Source organism: Halobacterium litoreum (assembly GCF_021233415.1).
Taxonomy (GTDB): Archaea; Halobacteriota; Halobacteria; order Halobacteriales; family Halobacteriaceae; genus Halobacterium; species Halobacterium litoreum.
Genome location: NZ_CP089466.1, coordinates 1,934,222 through 1,951,835 on the forward strand (window position 1 = coordinate 1,934,222; position 17,614 = coordinate 1,951,835).

Annotated in this window: 24 protein-coding genes; 12 read left to right on the forward strand and 12 right to left on the reverse strand. The window is 68.8% G+C overall.

Going from position 1 to position 17,614, the window contains the following annotated elements; translation table 11 throughout:
• Positions 1–120: 120 nt before the first annotated feature.
• Both LT972_RS10625 and LT972_RS10630 read left to right on the forward strand, forming a co-directional pair.
• Positions 121–762, forward strand: a complete 642-nt coding sequence (locus LT972_RS10625; RefSeq protein ID WP_232570203.1) for a metallophosphoesterase family protein — start codon at positions 121–123, stop codon at positions 760–762.
• Positions 763–808: 46 nt separating this feature from the next.
• The gene (locus LT972_RS10630; protein WP_232570205.1) at positions 809–1,306 is read left to right on the forward strand and encodes a LabA-like NYN domain-containing protein; all 498 of its coding nucleotides are present in this window, start codon (positions 809–811) and stop codon (positions 1,304–1,306) included.
• Here LT972_RS10630 and LT972_RS10635 read toward each other — a convergent pair.
• Entirely contained in the window at positions 1,303–1,491 is a 189-nt protein-coding gene (locus LT972_RS10635) for a hypothetical protein (RefSeq protein WP_232570207.1), read from the reverse strand. The two genes, LT972_RS10630 and LT972_RS10635, sit on opposite strands and share 4 nt — an antisense overlap.
• A gap of 104 nt (positions 1,492–1,595) precedes the next feature.
• Between LT972_RS10635 and LT972_RS10640 the strand changes: the two genes are divergently transcribed.
• The 3 genes from LT972_RS10640 to LT972_RS10650 all read left to right on the forward strand — a co-directional run bounded on the left by LT972_RS10640 (position 1,596) and on the right by LT972_RS10650 (position 3,272).
• Positions 1,596–2,069 (forward strand): PUA domain-containing protein, encoded by a 474-nt coding sequence (locus tag LT972_RS10640; protein WP_232570209.1) that lies wholly within the window; start codon positions 1,596–1,598, stop codon positions 2,067–2,069.
• A gap of 106 nt (positions 2,070–2,175) precedes the next feature.
• Positions 2,176–2,556 (forward strand): nascent polypeptide-associated complex protein, encoded by a 381-nt coding sequence (locus tag LT972_RS10645; protein ID WP_232570211.1) that lies wholly within the window; start codon positions 2,176–2,178, stop codon positions 2,554–2,556.
• Entirely contained in the window at positions 2,553–3,272 is a 720-nt protein-coding gene (locus tag LT972_RS10650) for a methyltransferase domain-containing protein (protein ID WP_390226308.1), read from the forward strand. The genes LT972_RS10645 and LT972_RS10650 overlap by 4 nt, the downstream gene beginning before the upstream one ends.
• Positions 3,273–3,552: 280 nt before the next feature.
• Here LT972_RS10650 and LT972_RS10655 read toward each other — a convergent pair whose 3' ends face one another.
• Together LT972_RS10655 and LT972_RS10660 are read right to left on the reverse strand one after the other, a co-directional pair.
• Complete coding sequence (locus LT972_RS10655; RefSeq protein ID WP_232570215.1) at positions 3,553–3,867, reverse strand: transcription factor S; 315 nt, start codon at positions 3,865–3,867, stop codon at positions 3,553–3,555.
• A gap of 39 nt (positions 3,868–3,906) precedes the next feature.
• Entirely contained in the window at positions 3,907–4,164 is a 258-nt protein-coding gene (locus LT972_RS10660; RefSeq protein ID WP_232570216.1) for a DUF5789 family protein, read from the reverse strand.
• Positions 4,165–4,258: 94 nt separating this feature from the next.
• Here LT972_RS10660 and LT972_RS10665 point away from each other — a divergent pair, with 94 nt between their 5' ends.
• Entirely contained in the window at positions 4,259–5,524 is a 1,266-nt protein-coding gene (locus LT972_RS10665) for an MFS transporter (RefSeq protein WP_232570218.1), read from the forward strand.
• Here LT972_RS10665 and LT972_RS10670 read toward each other — a convergent pair whose 3' ends face one another.
• Positions 5,525–6,295: an enoyl-CoA hydratase/isomerase family protein gene (locus LT972_RS10670; protein WP_232570220.1), complete on the reverse strand. Its 771-nt coding sequence runs from the start codon at positions 6,293–6,295 to the stop codon at positions 5,525–5,527.
• 87 nt (positions 6,296–6,382) lie between these two features.
• Here LT972_RS10670 and LT972_RS10675 point away from each other — a divergent pair, with 87 nt between their 5' ends.
• Entirely contained in the window at positions 6,383–6,874 is a 492-nt protein-coding gene (locus tag LT972_RS10675) for a DUF5797 family protein (RefSeq protein WP_232570222.1), read from the forward strand.
• On the opposite strand, the gene LT972_RS10680 is transcribed toward LT972_RS10675, so the two are convergent.
• Positions 6,875–7,885, reverse strand: a complete 1,011-nt coding sequence (locus LT972_RS10680; protein ID WP_232570224.1) for a DUF5787 family protein — start codon at positions 7,883–7,885, stop codon at positions 6,875–6,877. It abuts the gene before it with no gap.
• Between the two features lie 78 nt (positions 7,886–7,963).
• Positions 7,964–8,392 carry a bis(5'-nucleosyl)-tetraphosphatase gene (locus tag LT972_RS10685; RefSeq protein WP_232570225.1) on the reverse strand — a complete coding sequence of 143 codons (429 nt, stop codon included), beginning with the start codon at positions 8,390–8,392 and terminating at the stop codon, positions 7,964–7,966.
• Between the two features lie 123 nt (positions 8,393–8,515).
• Between LT972_RS10685 and LT972_RS10690 the strand changes: the two genes are divergently transcribed.
• A complete protein-coding gene (locus LT972_RS10690; protein WP_232570227.1) occupies positions 8,516–8,848 on the forward strand; it encodes an uS10/mL48 family ribosomal protein in 333 nt (110 codons plus the stop codon).
• Between the two features lie 43 nt (positions 8,849–8,891).
• Here the strand turns inward: LT972_RS10690 and LT972_RS10695 are convergent, their stop codons facing one another.
• Positions 8,892–9,158: a DUF7513 family protein gene (locus tag LT972_RS10695; RefSeq protein ID WP_232570228.1), complete on the reverse strand. Its 267-nt coding sequence runs from the start codon at positions 9,156–9,158 to the stop codon at positions 8,892–8,894.
• Entirely contained in the window at positions 9,155–10,738 is a 1,584-nt protein-coding gene (locus LT972_RS10700; RefSeq protein WP_232570230.1) for a Na+/H+ antiporter NhaC family protein, read from the reverse strand. Before LT972_RS10700 ends, LT972_RS10695 begins: the two co-directional genes overlap by 4 nt.
• 99 nt (positions 10,739–10,837) lie before the next feature.
• Here LT972_RS10700 and LT972_RS10705 point away from each other — a divergent pair, with 99 nt between their 5' ends.
• Together LT972_RS10705 and LT972_RS10710 are read left to right on the forward strand one after the other, a co-directional pair.
• Positions 10,838–12,109, forward strand: coding sequence for an amidohydrolase (locus LT972_RS10705; protein ID WP_232570232.1), 1,272 nt, complete (start codon positions 10,838–10,840; stop codon positions 12,107–12,109).
• Positions 12,110–12,152: 43 nt separating this feature from the next.
• Positions 12,153–12,725: a plastocyanin/azurin family copper-binding protein gene (locus tag LT972_RS10710; protein WP_332839496.1), complete on the forward strand. Its 573-nt coding sequence runs from the start codon at positions 12,153–12,155 to the stop codon at positions 12,723–12,725.
• Here the strand turns inward: LT972_RS10710 and LT972_RS10715 are convergent.
• Positions 12,722–14,092, reverse strand: coding sequence for a geranylgeranyl reductase family protein (locus LT972_RS10715; protein ID WP_232570234.1), 1,371 nt, complete (start codon positions 14,090–14,092; stop codon positions 12,722–12,724). The genes LT972_RS10710 and LT972_RS10715 overlap by 4 nt on opposite strands.
• Positions 14,093–14,236: 144 nt before the next feature.
• Between LT972_RS10715 and LT972_RS10720 the strand changes: the two genes are divergently transcribed.
• Positions 14,237–14,566, forward strand: coding sequence for a 2Fe-2S iron-sulfur cluster-binding protein (locus LT972_RS10720; RefSeq protein WP_232570236.1), 330 nt, complete (start codon positions 14,237–14,239; stop codon positions 14,564–14,566).
• On the opposite strand, the gene LT972_RS10725 is transcribed toward LT972_RS10720, so the two are convergent.
• A complete protein-coding gene (locus LT972_RS10725; RefSeq protein ID WP_232570237.1) occupies positions 14,567–15,691 on the reverse strand; it encodes an MBL fold metallo-hydrolase in 1,125 nt (374 codons plus the stop codon).
• A gap of 60 nt (positions 15,692–15,751) precedes the next feature.
• Between LT972_RS10725 and LT972_RS10730 the strand changes: the two genes are divergently transcribed.
• A complete protein-coding gene (locus LT972_RS10730) occupies positions 15,752–16,375 on the forward strand; it encodes a rubrerythrin family protein (protein WP_232570239.1) in 624 nt (207 codons plus the stop codon).
• 99 nt (positions 16,376–16,474) lie between these two features.
• Here LT972_RS10730 and LT972_RS10735 read toward each other — a convergent pair whose 3' ends face one another.
• Together LT972_RS10735 and LT972_RS10740 are read right to left on the reverse strand one after the other, a co-directional pair.
• Entirely contained in the window at positions 16,475–16,798 is a 324-nt protein-coding gene (locus tag LT972_RS10735; RefSeq protein ID WP_232570241.1) for a hypothetical protein, read from the reverse strand.
• 226 nt (positions 16,799–17,024) lie between these two features.
• The gene (locus tag LT972_RS10740) at positions 17,025–17,597 is read right to left on the reverse strand and encodes a flavin reductase family protein (RefSeq protein WP_232570243.1); all 573 of its coding nucleotides are present in this window, start codon (positions 17,595–17,597) and stop codon (positions 17,025–17,027) included.
• Positions 17,598–17,614: the final 17 nt, after the last annotated feature.

Consider the following 17,614-nt stretch of genomic DNA (forward strand, 5'->3'; position numbering starts at 1 on the left):
ATACTCCTTTCTGTGGCGGCCACCAGTAAAGGCCTGTCGCCGCGGACAACGTCTGCCGGAGCCGCGTTCGCCGTCCCGCCATCGGGGGTTTTTTGGCGTCTCTGACCCGACTACTGGTGAATGCTGGTCCTCGGCGACGCCCACGCCACGACGCCCGACCGACGCCGCGCCCTCTTCGCCGCGTACCGCGCCGCGGACGCCGACGTGGCGCTCCAAGCCGGAGACCTGATGTACTACGACCTCCCGTACCCGACCTACTTCATCGGCGGGAACAACGAGGACTTCGACGTCATCGACGCGCTCCGACACGGTCGCGTCCGGAGCGACGACGTGGCCAACGCGACGCTCCTCCACAGCACCGTCGAAGACGTCCAGGGACTTCGGGTCGCGGGCCTCTCGGGGAACTACGCGCCGACCCAGTTCGAGAAGCCGCGCGCGATGCTCCACGGCGACCGGCGGCGGCACTTCGTGCGCGACGACGTCGAACGCGCGAAAGCGCTCTCGGACGTGGACGTGTTCCTCGCGCACGAAGCCCCTCACGGCCTCCCCGTCACCGAGGAGTACGAGGTCGGCTGCCAGTACATCGACGAGATTCTGGACGCCCTCGACCCGGACCTCTGTCTGGTCGGCCACCACCACGAACACGCCGAGAGCACGTACGGCGACACGCGCGTCGTCGGCCTCGAACCAACGTGGAAGTCGTACTACGAACTCGACCCCGAGACGCTCGCGGTCACGCGACGCGACACGCCGTCGGCCTGACGGCGGGGCGCGTACTTTCATTACGGGTGAACCCGGACACCGAGGTATGCCGCCGATTCACGCCGGGCAACGCGTCGCGGTTCTCGCCGACGCGCAGAATCTCTATCACTCCGCCCAGAGCGTCTACTCCCAGAACATCGACTACTCGTCGCTCCTCGAGAAGGCCGTCCAGGGCCGCGAACTCACGCGCGCCATCGCGTACGTCATCCGCGCGCAGGCAGAAGACGAGGACACGTTCTTCGACGCGCTCCACGACATCGGCTTCGAGACGAAGATAAAGGACATCAAGACGTTCGGCGACGGGTCGAAGAAGGCCGACTGGGACGTCGGGATGAGTCTCGACGCCGTCGCGCTCGCCGACCACGTCGATACGGTCGTACTCTGCACGGGCGACGGCGACTTCTCCCGGCTCTGTCACCACCTCCGCCACGAGGGCGTACGCGTGGAAGTGATGGCGTTCGGCGCGTCCGCGGCCGACGAACTCATCGAAGCCGCGGACTCGTTTGTCGACCTCAGCGACCGAGAAGAGACGTTCCTGCTCTAAACCATCCGGCCGTCGGTGCCCGTACTCCCCATCAGGAGCGAGCCGACCGCCAGCCCGGTCGTCGCGACGCCCGCGATGCCGAGCAGCGTCGTCGTCGCCGTCGGGTCCAGCCCCGAGAAGAACAGCAGCGCCGAGCTCACCACGAGCAGGACGCCCGCTACGCCGATTTTCGTCGTGTCGTTCATGGACGGCCGTTACACCTGGGGTCACATAAGCGCATCCACTTTCCCACGACCGTCCACTTCGCCGACCCGAAGCGGCTTTACGCGCTGACTGCCGACGGCGAGGCATGCAGGACGCGGACCTCGCGGCGCTCCGAACGGTCGCCGACTACCAGTTCGGCGCCGGAGCGAGCGCGGCGCTGTTCCCCGAGGACGCCGACTTCCGAATCCAGCGCTCGAGCACCGGACGCCCACAGCAGGTCGCTCGCGGCGACGGCGAACGCCTCGTCTCCGTGGGCCTCGACGGCCGCCTGACCCTCGGCACCGCAGGCGGCCAGCGTCTCGCCGACGGCCTCGACTACCCGAGCGCTCGCGTCGTCGTCGGCGACGACAGCGAACCGTTCGTGCGCGACGGCAAGAACGTCTTCGCGAAGTTCGTACAGGACGTGGACGCCGACGTCCGCGCCGGTGACGAGGTCGCAATCGTCCACGAGGACGGCCATCTCCTCGCCGTCGGGCGCGCCGAACTCGACGCGCAGGCGATGCGCGACTTCGATACGGGGATGGCGGTGATGGTGCGGGACGGCGTCGAAGCCGAATAATGCAGAACACCGTCGAAGCCGAGTAACGCCCACATAGCGCCCCTCGCGTCCGGTCGCGCTGCTCGGGTTCGCCATCCTTTTCTTGTCGCACCGCGAGCGTTCGCGTATGTTTGGAGGCGGCGGCATGAATCCGCGGAAGATGAAGCAGATGATGGAACAGATGGGCATCGACGTCGACGAACTCGACGCCACGGAGGTCGTCATCAAGCAGGGCGACGGCACCGAACTGGTGTTCTCCGACCCGGACGTCACGAAGATGGACGCCCGCGGGCAGGAGACCTACCAGATTATCGGCGAGCCGAGCGAGCGCGAGAGCGCGGCGGCGGCCGTCGAGGGCGGCGAGGAGAGCGAGAGCGATGACGGCGGGATTCCCGAGGGCGACGTGGAAATCGTGGCCCAGCGCACGGGCGCGAGCGAGGACGAAGCGCGGGAGGCGCTGGCGGACACCGACGGCGACCTCGCGGCGGCCATCGAGCGACTGGAGTGATGTTGCTCGTTCGGGGCGACCGCGAGTTCCTCGTCGCCCCCGGAGAGGAGTTACACACCGACCTCGGCGTCGTGGAGGCGCCCGAGGACCCCGAACCCGGGCAGGTCGTGGAGACGCACCTCGGGGAGCCGTTCACGGTGCGGAAACTCCGCGGCCCGGACCTGTTCAACCACTTCGAGCGCACCGGCGCGCCGATGATGCCCAAGGACATCGGGCTCATCGTCGGCCACACGGGCGCGTGTCGCGAGGACCGCGTGCTCGACGCCGGAACGGGGACGGGCGTGCTCGCGGCGTACCTCGGCCGCCTCGGCGCGAGCGTGGTGACCTACGAGCAGAAGTCGGAGTTCGCCGAGGTCGCACGCGAGAACATGGAACTCGCGGAAGTCGCGGACAGCGTCGAGGTCCGGGCGGGCGACGTGACCGAGGACCTCGACTCCCTCGGCGAGTTCGACCTGCTGACGCTGGACACGCAGGACGCTCCGGACGTGGTCGCGCGCGCCGACGACCTGCTCGTCTCCGGCGGCTACGTCGCGGTGTACTCGCCGTTCGTGGAGAACGCCCGCGACGCCGCGCAGGCCGCCCGCGACGCCGGCCTCGCGAACGTCGAGTCGATGGAGACCATCCAGCGCGAGATGGACTTCGACGACCGCGGCAGCAGGCCGTCGACGGCGGGCGTCGGGCACACCGGCTACCTGCTGTTCGCGCGGAAGCCGTAGCTGTCCGGCGGTTACTTCCGGGGGACGGCTCGCCGCCTCGCTGCTGTGACCGTCCCACTCCGTGTCAGTTCACGGGTGCGGTTGGTCGCGTGCTCGTATTTGAACGTTCGCGGCGAGTGTGCAGTTATGAGGGAGCATCCGCGAGCGGAGCGAGCGGTTCACTGCCGGAGCGGGGCGGAGCCCCGCGGAGGCAGGTATTTTTTAGCGTAGATTTTTGCGCCGAGAGGTGCCCGCAGCGACCAGCGGGAGCGAGGACACCCGAGGCGGAAAAAGGTACGTCTTAGTTGTCGTCTTCGCGCCAGCGGTGTTCGCACTCCGTGCAGATGAAGAACCGCGTCTCGGACTCGTCGGCGGACCGAATCTGTTGCATGTACCAGTGGGCTTCGTCGTTCTCGCACTTCGGGCAGACGACTTCCGTGGTCGGGAGGCCCTTGTCCTGGGCGTCGCTCACGTCGACGATTTCGGTGTCTTCCTGGCCTTCGGTGACGACGTAGGAGGCGTCGGGGTCTTTCGGCTGTTTGTTCCCGCAACTCCCGCAGACCCAGAGTTCGTCTTCGGCCTTCATCATCGAACCGCACTCGTCGCAGAATTCCATGCCCTGCAGTTGCTCGCCGCGGCAGTTAAACGCCCTGTTTCACCCCTCTCCCTCGGACTGGCCGGGTTCGCCGACGGCCTCCGTGGGGAGCAGAGAGAACACTTCGGATTCGAGGTCGTCGCGGCTCACGAAGACGTCCTCGTTCGACCGGTCGAGGACGTCGACGAATCGCTCCTCGCCGTCCGCGTACAGGAGGACGACGTCCGACAGTTCGGTGCTGGCGTCCGCGTGGGTCGCCGGGTAACTCAGCGCGTCGAGTTCGGCGGCGAGCTCGTTCAGTTTGACCTCGCGTGTCATGCCGAGACGTACCACGCCGACGTCCCTAACTGTTTCCCGGACGGTTCCGCCGCGCCCAGAACCGTCAAGCCGCGGGCCGCCGTCCGTCCGGGCGATGGGCATCCTCGACACCGACCGCCGCGTGCTCGCGCTCGCGATGGCGCGGATGGCCGACGCGCTCGGGAACTCCTTTCTCATCGTCGTCCTCCCCGCCTACATCGGCGCGGAGGGCCGGGTCGCCGTCGAGTCGTTCACCGGCCCGCTCGCCGTCGCCGGCGTCGACCTGCTGACGGTCACGCCCGCGCTGCTCGTCGGGCTCGTGCTCTCCATGTTCGGCTTCCTGAACAGCTTCCTCCAGCCGTTCACCGGCCGGCTCTCCGACCGCGCGGGCGTCCGCAAGCCGTTCATCCTCGGCGGCCTCGTCCTGCTCGCCGTCGCCTCGGCGGCCTACTCGGTCGTCTCCGACTACCGGCTCGTGTTGGTGTTGCGCGCGCTCCAGGGCATCGGCGCGGCGCTCACCGTCCCCGCGACCGTCGCGCTCGTGAACGAACTCGGCACCACCGACACCCGCGGCAGCAACTTCGGCGTGTTCAACACGTTCCGCCTCATCGGGTTCGGGTTCGGCCCCATCGTCGCCGGGGTCGTCCTCACGCAGTTCGGGTTCGACGCCGCGTTCGCCGTCGCCGTCGTCGGCGCGCTCACCAGTTTCGCGCTCGTCGAAGTGCTCGTCGACGAACCCGACAGGCAGGCCGCCGACGCGGCCGACGACCTCTCTGTCGCCGTGCGCGGCGACCGCGGCCTGCTCGACCCCGTGTTCGCGCTCGGCGTCGCCACCGTCTGCATGGGCATCTGCATCGCGATGTTCGCGACGCTGGAGGCCACCATCAACGAACGCCTCCAGCAGTCCTCCGTGCTGTTCGGCCTGCAGTTCGGCGCGGTGACGCTCGCGAACGTCCTCCTGCAGGTGCCGGTCGGGAACGCCAGCGACACGTACGGCCGCCGCCCGTTCATCGTCGCCGGGTTCGTGTTGCTCGTGCCGTCGACGCTCGCGCAGGGGTACGCGCCCACGCCGCTGACGATGACGCTCGCGCGGTTCGTGCAGGGCGTCGCCGTCGCCGCCGTGTTCGCGCCGTCGCTCGCGGTCGCCGGCGACCTCGCCCGCGAGGGTGAGTCCGGCAGCACGCTCTCCGTGCTCACGATGGGGTTCGGCCTCGGCACCGCCATCGGCCCGCTCGCCTCCGGGTTCCTCGTTCGGTACGGGTTCGCCGTGCCGTTCGCCGTCGGCAGCGCGCTCGCGGCGCTCGCGCTGGTCGTCGTCTACACGCAGGTGCGGGAGACCGTCGAGAACGCGGCGCCGCTGCGGCCGACGCCCGGCGACTGACTACTCGAAGTCCGGGTCGCGGTCCTCGACGAACGCTCGCATCCCCTCGCGCTGGTCGTGGCTCCCGAACAGCCCCGCCCACGTCCGGCGCTCGAAGGCCAGGCCGCCCGCGAGCGTGGTCTCGTGGCTCTGATTCAGGGCCTCCTTCGCGGCGCGCATCGCGGTCGCCGGCTGCGCCGCGAGTTCGGCAGCGAGGTCCTGGACGTGGTCGTCGAGTTCGTCGTGTGCGACGACCTCGCCGACGAGTCCCTCCTCGTGGGCGTCGGTCGCGTCGAGGCGGTCGCCGAAGAAGACGAGGCGGCGCGCCGTCTCGTCGTCCACGAGGCGCGGGAGGCGCTGGGTCGCGCCCCACCCGGGGATGATGCCGAGGTCGATTTCGGTCTGGCCGAGGAGCGCGCGCTCGGAGGCGACGCGGAGGTCGCAGGCGAGCGCCATCTCCATCCCGCCGCCGAACGCGTAGCCGTTGATGGCCGCGATGGCGGGAGCCGGGAACTGTTCGATGGCGTTGGCCACGTCGTGCCCGAGGTCGGCGTACGCCTGGGCTTCGGCGGTATCCATCTCCGACATCGCGGCGATGTCGGCGCCCGCGATGAACGCCTTCTCGCCGGCGCCCGTCAGGACGAGCGCGCGCGCGTCGGCGTCCTCGGCCTCCGCGAGCGCGTCCCGGAGCGCTCCGAGCGTGTCCACGTTCAGCGCGTTCAGCGCGTCCGGGCGGTCGATGGTCACGGTCGCGACGCCGTCGGTCACGTCCAGTCGAACGGTGTCTGCCATGTGCGAGGGCACGGCGACCGGCGGCATAAGGCCCCCGGGTACGGTGCCTTCGCAAACCCGAAATACCGTCCCGCTGAACGAACTGGTATGACCCTCTCCGAGGAGGACCGCGAGCGGCTGGCGGACGTGGTGGAACTCCAGCCGACGAAAAACAGCGACCTGCAGGACCGCTGGGGCATGGAAAGCGGGAGCGACGTCCACCAGTACCTCGAGGACACCCTGCGGGACTACTACTACCGGGACGAGAACAGCATGATTCGCGCGACGACGGAGGCCGCCGCACTCGTCGGCGAAGCGCCCGAGGACGGCGAGGCGCCCGCCGTCCACATGTCCGACACCGAGCGGAAGGTGTTCGCGGTCCTCGCCGGGCCCGACGAGCGCGCCGAGAGCGTCGTCTCCGTGCTCCACGCCGTCCGGGACGAATACTCGGACGCCGCCGACCTCGAATCCGGGGACGTGCGGCGCGCGCTCCAGACGCTCAAGCGCAAGGGCGTCGTGGAGGTCGAACACCGCACCGTCCCGACGTACAAACTCGCGGTGCCCCGCGAGGACGTGAACGTCGACACCGACGACGAGTAGTCAGCGCTCGCGCGACCGCCGGGCGTCTAGCACGCGCCGAATCGCCGCGCCCGGCCCGCCCTCGATGGGCCACTCCTTCTGTCGCCACGCCGGCGGCTCCGGCTCGTACTCGGGACACGACCCGGAGCACTCGGCGGCCGTCTGTTCGCGGTTCTTCGCCCGACAGCGCGGGAGGTAGCCGTGTTCGCCGCGTTCCACGTCGAAGTGCCGGCAGTCCGGGCGCATCGTGTCGAGGTACGACCGCCAGCCGCGCTCGTAGGCGCGTTCGGCGATTTCGAGGCGCTTCTCGCGTTTCCAGTCGGCGTCCACGTACTCGAAGCGCGCCGCCGACTGGTCGTACTCGCCGCCGGACGGGCGCTCGGTGATTCGCGTCCCCGCCGCCTCCGCGGCGAGCGTCCGCGGGTGCCACTCGACGGACGCCTCGCCGCCGTCGAACGCGAGAATCCCGGCCTCGACGGGCATCTCGGTGAGAAGCGCGCGCTCCACGCCGTCGCCGTCGCTCTCGGTCGCCAGCCACACCTCGTCGGCGAGGCCGAGCGCCACGTCGCGTTCGAGTTGGTCCGCGAGCGCGTCCGCCGCCGACGCGTCCAAGTCCGGCTTGTTCTCGATGGCGACGATGCGCTCGACCCAGTCGGGGTACGCCCACTTCCGGCGGAGTTGAATCTTGTTCCCGTCTCTCCTGGTCTCGACCACGTCACGGTCGCTCGCCCGGTGGACGGCCTCGCGGACGTACCGCCACGGGTAGCCCGGGTGCGGGAGGGCGTCCCGGTAGAACTGCCAGTCGTCGGGTGCGTGCCGGACGACGTGCAGGAGGTCGGAATCGAGGCGCTCCGCGCCGAAGTCCGCGCGCCGCCGGAGGGCGTCGGGGTCGACTTCGATTACGAGCGTGTCCCAGCGCCGGTTCCGGGTGCCGAGTTGGCGCGCGACGAAACTCGCCGCGTCGCCGTCGGGCGGCCACTGCTCCGCCCACGCGCACACCCGCAACTCGAATCCGAACTCGGAGTCGGCCACGAGAAACAGTCCCGAGGGCAGCGCCCTACGTCTTTCGCTGTGGCGGTCGCTCGGCGGCGACCCCCGCCGAGAGGCGGGTCAGGCTTCGATTTCCTCGTCGAGGAAGTCGTGGGCGTCCCGGAGGATGTCGCGGGGCCCGTCCTGCGTGATGGTGTTGATGGCTTGCTCGTAGTCCCGCCACTGGAGGTCCGAGTGCTCGTTGGACAACTCCGCGCTCGCCTCGAAAGACCTCGCGATGAACAGGTGGACCGTCTTGTGGATGCGGTCGCCGTTCGCCTCGAACACGTAGTCGTAGTCGTCGCGGAAGCCGTCGATGAGGCGGAAATCCTCGATGCCGGCCTCCTCCTGTACCTCTCTGATTGCCGTCTGTTGGAGCTCTTCGTCCCCCTCCACGCCGCCCTTCGGGAACTCCCAGTCCCCGGGCCGGCTCTTCAGGAGGAGGTATTCGCGCCGGTCCCGCGTGTCGCGGAACAGAATCGCTCCGGCGCTGGTCGCTTCGACCGTCATTACCCGTACATAACCGGGCGTCGGTTAAGAGAATGTCGGAGTGGTGGACGGGCGCACGCTCGGCGGGCAAGCACACGCTTTTTCACGGTGGAACACATCATAGCGTATCAGCACCCCCCAGCCATGACCTTCGTCACGAAACTATCCCTCAAGAGCGGGGACCGAGCGGCGCTCGACGGCGTCGTCTCCGACATCAAGGAGACGTGCCGTCGCAAGGGCGCCGAGATGAAAGGCCCCCACTCCGACGCACCGAGCGAAATCAACGTCCCGCTGTACGCGAAACTCGGCGGCGACCGCTCCGAGAAGACCGGCGACTGGCATTACACCGTCTACCGTCGCCGCATCGAACTCCACGGCCACGACGACCTCGCGCGCTCCATCATGGAGCGAGACTTCCCGTCGAGCGTCCACGTCGAAGCCGAACTCGAACAGGTCAAGCCGCTGGGCTCCGCGTAATCTCTCCGTTCTCTCTCCGTCGAAAAACGGCGTAGCGGCGCGTCTAGAACGCGCTCTCGCCGACCGTCTCCAGGTACTCGGCTTCCCCGGTGTGGTCGTTCTCGTCGAACGCGGTGACGCGGAGGCGCACGCGCTTGTCCACGAGGTCCTCAGGGGCGTCGGGCAGGCGCAGTTTCGAGTCGCCGATGCGCGCGATAGCGACGCCGTCCTCGGTGCCCGTGACGAACACCGAGAGTTCGTCGCCCTCGTCGAAACCGGGCTTGTTCGTGCGGAACGACCAGCCCTTCGTGTACTTCTTCAGGAGGCTCATAGGCGAGCCACCTCCTCGGACTCGCGGTCACTGGTGTACTCCAGCCCGAACCCGGTGAGCGCCGCGACCACGAAGATGCCCACGAGGAACCAGCCGTGGAAGACGTACGGCACGACCTCCACGGGGTTGACCACCATCGACTGGCTGAACCAGTCGTACTGGTCGGGCAAGCCCTGAATCACCGAGTAGCCGACGAGCACGCCGCCCGACCACGGGAAGATGTAGCCGAGCGCGCTGGTGTTCGCGTCGAGGATGTTCGCGCGCCGGTAGCCGTTGATGTTGAACCGTTCGCCGAGGCGCGCGATGTACGGCGCGATGGCGATTTCCGCGGCGGTGTTGATGGTGATCATGGAGTTGACGAACGCGGTGCCGAGCACCATCGTCGCCTCCGCGCGGCGCACCGTCGTCGCGACGGAGTCCAGCAGCCAGTCCTGAATCGCGCGGAAGCCGCCGCCGCGAATCATGATTTGGGCGGCCGCGACGATGAGCAACACGAGCACGATGAGCGGGAAGAAGCCCTGTGCGCCCGCGTAGAGGCTCCCGCCGACGCCCGTGCTCACGCCCTCCTGCGTGGTGTCGACGAGTTCGACGAACGGCAGGAACGCGAAGTCCTGGGCGATGCCGAGCGTCTCGTCCGCCCGGAAGACGACCATCTCGGAGATGGGGGCGAGGCCGGTCGCGACGTTGAAGACGAACGCGACGACGATGCCCCACGAGATGGCTTCGACGATGTGCCGCCCGGCGACCGCGGTGCCGATGACGACGAACATCGAGACGAGGTGGAGGAGACCGGCGGGGTCGGCGCTCGCGACGAGCAGGTCGCCCGCGTCTCCCGCGACGTCGACGCCGTTCGTCGACGTCCCCGCGACGATGTAGCCGGCGAACGCGAGGACGGCGGCGACGATGGCGTACTTGAACCGCGACGCGACGACGCCGCCGATGTCGGCGTCCTGCGTGACCGCGCTGACGATGGTGGTGTCGCTGACGGGCGCGAGGTTGTCACCGAAGACGGCGCCGGAGAGGATGGCGCCGAACAGCACCACGGGGTTCGCGCCGAGCAGGACGCCCGCCGGGAAGAACAGCGCGGTGAACGCGACGGTCGTGCCGTAGCCGGTGCCGATACCGGTGGCGAGCAGCCCCGCGAGGATGAACGTAATCGCGGGGAAGAGGCCGGCGCCGACGCCGGCCGCGTCGGCGGCCCACACGAGGCCGGAGACGAACCCGCCGACCTGGATGGTCTCCGCGAACATGCCGGCCCACAGCCACGCCACGACGGCGGTGGCGGCGACGCGCCGGGTCATGCCCTCGAAGATGGTGTTCGCGTACCCCTTCCAGGAGCCCTTCACGAAGAAGAGTCCGAGGATGAGGCCGACGAGCATCCCGGCGACGAGGCCGGTGGTGTCGCCGATTCTGAGGATGCCACTCTGTACGATTGCCCATATGACGAAGAAGACCAGGGGGAACGCGCTCATCGCTTCGCCGCCGTAGAAGTCGATGCGCGGCCCCTCGCCGGCGGCCGCGGCTTCGGCGTCCGCGAGCTCCTCCGAGAGGTCGTCTTCGTACTCGTCGTCACCACTCATGATACCACGTACCATGCAACAACGGTCGGCTTACAAATATCTTGCCGCGCCGTGGCACGTTCTGACACCTTTATGGTCGCCGGCACCGCCTCTCCGAGCATGGACAGAGATTCGCTGGTCTCGCTGCGCAGAGACCTCCACCGACACCCGGAGCCGGCGTGGTGTGAGTTCTACACGACGGCCCGAATCGCCGAGGCGTGCCGCCGGGTCGGCGTCGACGACCTCCTCGTCGGCCCCGAGGTCGTGGACGCCGAGAGCCGGATGGCGGTGCCCGACGGCGACACGCTCGCGGAGTGGCAGGAGCGCGCAGTCGAGGACGGCGCCGACGCCGAGTTGGTCGACCGGATGGCGGGCGGACACACGGGCGCAATCGCCACTCTCGAACGCGGCGACGGCCCGACGGTCGGCCTGCGCGTGGACATCGACGCACTCCACATCACCGAGTCCGAGAGCGGCGACCACCACCCCGCCAGCGAGGGCTTTCGCTCCGAACACGAGGGGTACATGCACGCCTGCGGGCACGACGGCCACGCCACCATCGGCGTCGGCGTCCTCGAAGCCGTAGCGGACAGCGACTTCGAGGGGACGCTGAAGGTCGTCTTCCAGCCCGCCGAGGAGCGCGTCGGCGGCGGGAAGGCCATCGCGGAGAGCGGCCACCTCGACGACGTGGACTACCTGTACGCGGTTCACCTCGGTCTCGACCACCCGAGCGGCGAGGTGGTCGCGGGCGTCGACGGCTTCCTCGCGGTGAGCCACCTGCTCGCGGAGTTCGAGGGCGAACCCGCCCACGCCGGCGCCCACCCCGAGGAAGGGCGGAACGCGGTGCAGGCGATGGCGACGGCGATTCAGAACCTCTACGCGATTCCGCGCCACGACGGCGGCGCGACGCGCGTGAACGCCGGGCGCGCGGGCGGCGGCACCGCGACGAACATCGTCCCCGAGGAGGCGTTCGTGGAGGGCGAGGTCCGGGGCGAGACCACCGACCTGATGCACTACATGAAGAGGAAGGCCGAGCGCGTCCTGCACTCGGCGGCGGACATGCACGAGTGCGAGGTCGAACTCTCCACGGAGGGCGAGGCGCCGAGCGCGGAGAGCGATCAGGCGCTCGTGGACGCGTTCGCCGCCGAGGCCGGCGGCCACCCGGACGTGGATTCGGTCGTCGAGCGCGACTCGCTGGGCGGGAGCGAGGACGCCACCTACCTGATGCAACGCGTCCAGCAGACCGGCGGCCTGGCGTGTTACGTCTGCGTCGGCACCGACCACCCCGGCGGCCACCACACGTCGACGTTCGACGTGGACGAGGGGTCGCTGTGGCCGGCCGTCGACGCGCTCTCGGGCGCGATCCGGTCCGTGGCCACCGACCGGCCGTAATCTGGTAACAACCACCTTCTAGTCGGTCGACCTACACGTTTCCATGGGTTCGCAGGTCACTCGCCGCGGCTTCCTCGCCACACTCGGCGGTGTTGCCGGCGTCGCCGCCGCGACGGAACCGGCTGACGCACAGCAGGAAGGCCAGACGCAGCGCGTGAACATGACCGACTCGCTGGTGTTCAACCCCGACGAGATATTCGTCGAACCGGGCACCACGGTCATCTGGCAGAACGTCGGCGCCGTCGGCCACTCGGTCACCGCCTACGAGGACGAGATTCCCGACGCGGCCGAGTTCTTCGCGTCCGGCGGCTTCGACGAGGAAGCGGCGGCCCGGCGGGGCTACCCGGACCGCGGCGACATCGCCGGCGAGGAGAACTACCGGCACACCTTCGAAGTGGAGGGGACCTACGAGTACTTCTGTATCCCCCACGAGTCCGTCGGGATGCTCGGCACCGTCGAGGTGACGACGGACCCGCCCGCACAGGAGGGGTTCGTCTCCATCCTCACGAATCGCTCGCGGGACATCGCCATCTACCTCGTCACGGGGCTCGTGGCCGTCCTCGCGTTCGCGTGGGCCGTCCTGAAGTACGGCGGCGAGTACGGGGAGGAGAACTAGTACTTCGCGTCCGCGCCGGTGACGGCGTACACGTCGTCCATGATGTCGTCGCGCCGGGACTGCCAGGCGGCCATTCCCTCCGGCGAACTCGGGTAGTCGCCGTAGTGGTCGATGAGGCGGTCGGCCTGCTGTTTCGTCTTGTAGAAGTTCCAGATTTCGCCCCAGTAGCCGTAGGACTTCAGGGCCGTCACGACCTTCAGGCGGAGGCTGAAGTCCGTGCTCCCGGCGTACAGCGCTTCGGCGAGTTTCTGGCCGGGGAGCGCCGCGAGCAGCCCCATCAGGTCGTCCACGTCGACGGCCGTCGAGAGGATGTTGTACACGTCGAGGCCGGCGTACCGCGCGCCGAAGTGGTCCATCACGCGCTCGTTGTACTCCCAGAGCATCGCCTCGGAGACGTCGCCGGCTTCCAGGGCCTCGATGGCCTGCTCGCCGGCGTACTTCCCGGCGTACGCCGCGCCCGCGATGCCGCCGCCAGTCGTCGGGTTGACGTGGCCGGCGGCGTCACCCACCGCGAGGAACCCGGGTGCGGTCGCGGAGTCGTAGGGGCGCCGGGTCGGGAGCGCCGCGCCGAGTTTGTCCTTCACTTCCGCGCCCTCGAACTCGGGACGTCGACGCAGGTCCCGTTTCAGGTCGTCCACGAGTTGCATCGGCTCCTCGTTCATCTGGAAGCCGAGGCCGGCGTTGATTTCGGTGTCGGTGCGCGGGAAGTACCAGAGGTAGCCCGCGGCGCGCTCGGTCGGCTTGAACACGAGCGCGTCGTCCCACTCCACCGGCTCCGGGACTTCCACGATTTCGCGGTACGCCGAGCAGAACTGCGAGTACGAGACGTTCGTGTCGAACGTGGCGTCGGCCACGTCGACCTTGTCCTGCAACACGGAGAGCGCGCCCGCGGCGTCCACGACGATGTCGGCGTCGAACTGGACGGCGTCGCCGCGCCGCGTCCCCTTCACGCCGGTCACGGTGCCCGAGCGGTCCTGGAGCACGTCCTGGACGACCACGTCGTAGTGGAAGTCAGCGCCCGCCTCGTCGGCGCCGTCGATGACACAGCGACCGTACTCCCAGCGGTCGATGACCGCGAGTTCGCCCGGCACCGGGATGTCGAGGACGGTGTCCTCCTGGGGAATCTCGAAGCGCCCGTGGTCGACTCCCGTGTTCGTGAACGCCGGTTCGAGTTTCGACTTCGGAATCGCCTCCGGGAAGGAGTCCGCGCCCTTCAGCGCGTCCCCACACGCGATGTGCCCCGCCTCCTCGGCGGACTTTCGCTCGACGACGGCGACGTCGTACCCCGCGTTCGAGACCGTCGCGGCCGTGTAACAGCCCGAGGTGCCGGCCCCGACGACCACGACGTCGTACTCGTGGGTAGTCATACACCGGTTTCGTCGGCGCTCCGAGAAAACTCTTGTCACACGGTCTCCGGCTCACTCCCCCGGTCCTGTCGCCATCGAAACGACGGGACGGCCGGGACGCGGCTTCGGCAAGAATTATCCCCCGGGTCCGTCTACTCCGAGCACATGACCGACTACACCGTGGAGTTCGTCGGGACCGGCGAGGAGATTCAGGTCTCCGACACGGAGACCATCCTGAAGGCCTGCCTGCGGGAGGGCATCGCCCAGGAGTACTCCTGTCGCGTCGGGATGTGTCTCGCGTGCTCCGCGAAGATAGAGGACGGCGACGTGGTGCAGCCGGCGGCCCGCGGCCTCACCGACGAGGAGGCCGATGAGTACGCGCTGACGTGCATGGCGCGCCCGCAGTCCGACCTCGTGTTGGACCGCGGGAAGTACCCGCCGAGCATCGAGCAGGACGCCGCGACCGCCGCGGACGCCGCCGCCGACGACGACTGATTACTTCGCTGCCGACACCGCGCAGTTGTTCGGGCCGCGTTCCAGTTCCAGGGCCGCCTCGTCCAGTTCGCGCTCGCCGAGGTTCGTCGCGACGATAGTTTCGAAGTTCGCGGGCCGCGGCGGCAGGTCGGTGGTGACGCGCTCGACGAACGCCTCGCGGTCGAGTTCCAGGAGGTCGATTCGCTCGCGCACGTCTCCGAGCGACGCGGCGAACCCGACCTCCCCCGGTTCCGTCGAGGCGTCGACGTGACCCGGGAGGACGCGGGTGTCGTCGTCGTGCGAGAGCACGACGTCCCGGAGCGTGTCGTGCTGGCGGCCCGCGAGGGCGCGGGCGCGGTCCTCGTCTTCGAGGTCCGGGCGCCCGACGCTGTCGAGGAACAGGCAGTCCGCCGTCAGCAGGTCGTCGCCCCAGTCGAGCACGACCAGTTCGGTGGTGTGGCCGGGCGCGTGTTCGACCGCGAGTTCTCGGCCCCCGACCGCGAGGCTGTCGCCGTCGCCGGCGAGCGTCGCGTCGTACGCGAGGCCGCGGTCGGTCGCGCCCGCGGGTAGCACGCGCTCGGCGCCGGTCGCGTCGGCGAGCGCGCGCACGCCGCTGAGGTGGTCGGCGTGGACGTGCGTGTCGACGGCGTACTCGATTGACAGTCCGCGCTCCGCGGCGTCGGCCTCGTAGCGGTTTGCGGCGGCCGCGAGTGGGTCGATTACGGCGGCCTCGCCGCCGTCCGCGAGGAGATAGGAGAGACAGCCACTCGACGGGCGCTCGTACTGCACGACGCCGTTCCCGAGGTCGCGGGCGACGACGAGGTCGCCCCACGCATCCATGCCACCTTCGAGGTTCACGGCGTCGACACCGGCCTCGCGGAGGTCGCCGGCGACCTCGTCGCTGGACCGCCCGACGGCACAGACCACGACGATGGGCTCGGCGAGCGCGTCGGGCACGAGGTCGGCGGGGTCGCCGGCGACGCCCGCGGACACGAACTCCATGTAGGGGACGTGTTCGGCGGTGACGCCGGGGCCGTCGACGTGCCACGCCTCGAACTCGTCGCGGTCCCTGATGTCGAGGACGCTCGCGCCGCCCGAGCGCGCTCGGTCGTACAGTTCGCGGGGGGTGACGGACGGAGAACCCATAGTCGGGTGTACGCGCTCCCGTGGCAAAAACTCACGTCCGGGGACGCCCAAGTCGGGAGTATGGACGCCGCCGACTTCCGGGCCGCCGCCGAAGCCGCGAAACAGACCGAACTCGACCGCCTCGGCTCCTCGAAGCGCCTCGTCGCCGTGACCGGCGCCGACCTCTCGACGGACACCGTCCTCGAACGCGCCGCCGCGAGCGAGGCCGCCGCCAGCGAGGTGTTCGCCGGCTGGGCCGGGGACAGCGACGGGGACGCGGCGGACGCCTTCGAGGACTGGGCGGCGACCGAGCGCGAGCACTACGAGCGCGTCCGGGACGAACTCGGCGAGGACGTGGCCGCCGAACCGGGCGCAGTCCACGACTTCCTCCGCGAGCAGACCGACCCGATTTCGCGGGCCGGCGCGACCGTCGGCCGCGGCCTCGTCGCCGAGCGCACGCTCACGCAGTTCGTCGGCTACTTCGTGAACGACGCCGACGAACCGCGCGCCGACCTGTTCCGAGAGTTGAAGGCCGACACGTCCGAGGACACCGAACGCGCAATCGAGTTGCTCGATAGGGTCTGCGAGAGCGAATCGGACTGGGAGCGCGCCGAGGCCGCGGCCCTCGGGGCCATCGACGCGGCCTACGAGGAGTACGTCGACGCGCTGGAGTCGATGGGCGTGGACGCGAAGTCGGTGTGTTGAGACGGGAGCCATCGACCGCCACCGACGGGTGACGACGCACAGAGACAGCACCGGGGCTCGTCGAATTGGGTTTCGAGTCGGAGAGGCGACGGTTCGGTTTTAGGGAGCCGTGAAGAATGCGATTTGGTCGTCGTCTTCGATTGATACTTCGAGACGGAGTTCGGTGGCGCGGTCGTCCGAGAGCGTAGCGGTTCTATAATTCCCGGAATCCACGTTCAACGCGTTGACCGTCCACACGCTCGGCTCGTCTGACAGTTCGTCGACTGGAAGGTCAGTCGAACCCAATCCGTTGTCGTTTGCGCCGTTCGCTTCGACGTCGAATTGACGCCAGTAGACGAGGTCGCCGTCGCGCTCGAACGAAATTGAGAGTTCGCGAGGTTCGGGATACCAGTTGCTAATCGAGGCGTCGATGATGGTTTTCAACTCTGGCTTCGAAGATGATTGAAACTGACTACAGCCAGTCACGCCGACGAGTCCGGCCGCCGCAACACCGAGGAATTGGCGACGGGATGGCTTTCGGGACATGTTCTGAGGTTTGCACGACAGACGAAAGTCTTTATGCTTGATTTCTATCTCTGCAATTATCCACCCTCGTATCGAGTGACGGTTCCGCGCCGAACCTCGAACAGAGAATCCGTTTCGGCTACGGTCAGTCCGGGCGCTCCAGCGAGAACCGCTCGCGCGTGTAGGCGTACTCGCTGCCCGCCATCCGCCCGACGGCGTCGAGTTTGTTCGTGTCGAGTTTGCCGTCCGTGGTCACGTCGTCGTCGGCGTGGACCCAGACGACTTCCCCGAGAACGAGCACCGACGAGCCGACTTCGACGGTGTCCGCGAGGCGGCACTCGAAGTTCACCGGGGACTCCGCGACGCGCGGCGCGTCGATTTTCCGGGAGTCGGCGCGCTCGACGCCTGCGTGGTCGAACTCGCTCACGTCGGGTGGGCAGGTCGCGCTCGTCTCGTTCATCGCCTCGACCACGTCCTCGGTGACGACGTTCACGACGAACTCGCCGGTCTCGCGGACGTTCCGGGGCGTGTCCTTCTCGAGGTCGGTCGGCGCGAACAGCAGCGTCGGCGGGTCGATGGCGGCGACCGTCGAGAAACTGAACGGCGCGAGGTTGTCGTGGCCGTCCTCGCTCACCGAGGACACCCACGCGATTGGGCGGGGCACCATCGCGCCCGAGAGCGTCCGGTACATCCCGGTTTCGGCGGGGTCGAGTTCCATACGCGTCGGTGGCGCGG

Bases quoted from the DNA above. Each gene is read 5' to 3' on its own strand.
- LT972_RS10640 (WP_232570209.1), top strand. From the start codon at position 1,596: ATGCAGGACGCGGACCTCGCGGCGCTCCGAACGGTCGCCGACTACCAG.
- LT972_RS10665 (WP_232570218.1), top strand. From the start codon at position 4,259: ATGGGCATCCTCGACACCGACCGCCGCGTGCTCGCGCTCGCGATGGCG.
- LT972_RS10720 (WP_232570236.1), top strand. From the start codon at position 14,237: ATGACCGACTACACCGTGGAGTTCGTCGGGACCGGCGAGGAGATTCAG.
- LT972_RS10670 (WP_232570220.1), bottom strand. From the start codon at position 6,295: ATGGCAGACACCGTTCGACTGGACGTGACCGACGGCGTCGCGACCGTG.
- LT972_RS10635 (WP_232570207.1), bottom strand. From the start codon at position 1,491: ATGAACGACACGACGAAAATCGGCGTAGCGGGCGTCCTGCTCGTGGTG.
- LT972_RS10730 (WP_232570239.1), top strand. From the start codon at position 15,752: ATGGACGCCGCCGACTTCCGGGCCGCCGCCGAAGCCGCGAAACAGACC.
- LT972_RS10630 (WP_232570205.1), top strand. From the start codon at position 809: ATGCCGCCGATTCACGCCGGGCAACGCGTCGCGGTTCTCGCCGACGCG.
- LT972_RS10705 (WP_232570232.1), top strand. From the start codon at position 10,838: ATGGACAGAGATTCGCTGGTCTCGCTGCGCAGAGACCTCCACCGACAC.
- LT972_RS10690 (WP_232570227.1), top strand. From the start codon at position 8,516: ATGACCTTCGTCACGAAACTATCCCTCAAGAGCGGGGACCGAGCGGCG.
- LT972_RS10655 (WP_232570215.1), bottom strand. From the start codon at position 3,867: ATGGAATTCTGCGACGAGTGCGGTTCGATGATGAAGGCCGAAGACGAA.
- LT972_RS10725 (WP_232570237.1), bottom strand. From the start codon at position 15,691: ATGGGTTCTCCGTCCGTCACCCCCCGCGAACTGTACGACCGAGCGCGC.
- LT972_RS10660 (WP_232570216.1), bottom strand. From the start codon at position 4,164: ATGACACGCGAGGTCAAACTGAACGAGCTCGCCGCCGAACTCGACGCG.
- LT972_RS10700 (WP_232570230.1), bottom strand. From the start codon at position 10,738: ATGAGTGGTGACGACGAGTACGAAGACGACCTCTCGGAGGAGCTCGCG.
- LT972_RS10715 (WP_232570234.1), bottom strand. From the start codon at position 14,092: ATGACTACCCACGAGTACGACGTCGTGGTCGTCGGGGCCGGCACCTCG.
- LT972_RS10685 (WP_232570225.1), bottom strand. From the start codon at position 8,392: ATGACGGTCGAAGCGACCAGCGCCGGAGCGATTCTGTTCCGCGACACG.
- LT972_RS10675 (WP_232570222.1), top strand. From the start codon at position 6,383: ATGACCCTCTCCGAGGAGGACCGCGAGCGGCTGGCGGACGTGGTGGAA.
- LT972_RS10645 (WP_232570211.1), top strand. From the start codon at position 2,176: ATGTTTGGAGGCGGCGGCATGAATCCGCGGAAGATGAAGCAGATGATG.
- LT972_RS10625 (WP_232570203.1), top strand. From the start codon at position 121: ATGCTGGTCCTCGGCGACGCCCACGCCACGACGCCCGACCGACGCCGC.
- LT972_RS10740 (WP_232570243.1), bottom strand. From the start codon at position 17,597: ATGGAACTCGACCCCGCCGAAACCGGGATGTACCGGACGCTCTCGGGC.
- LT972_RS10710 (WP_332839496.1), top strand. From the start codon at position 12,153: ATGGGTTCGCAGGTCACTCGCCGCGGCTTCCTCGCCACACTCGGCGGT.
- LT972_RS10695 (WP_232570228.1), bottom strand. From the start codon at position 9,158: ATGAGCCTCCTGAAGAAGTACACGAAGGGCTGGTCGTTCCGCACGAAC.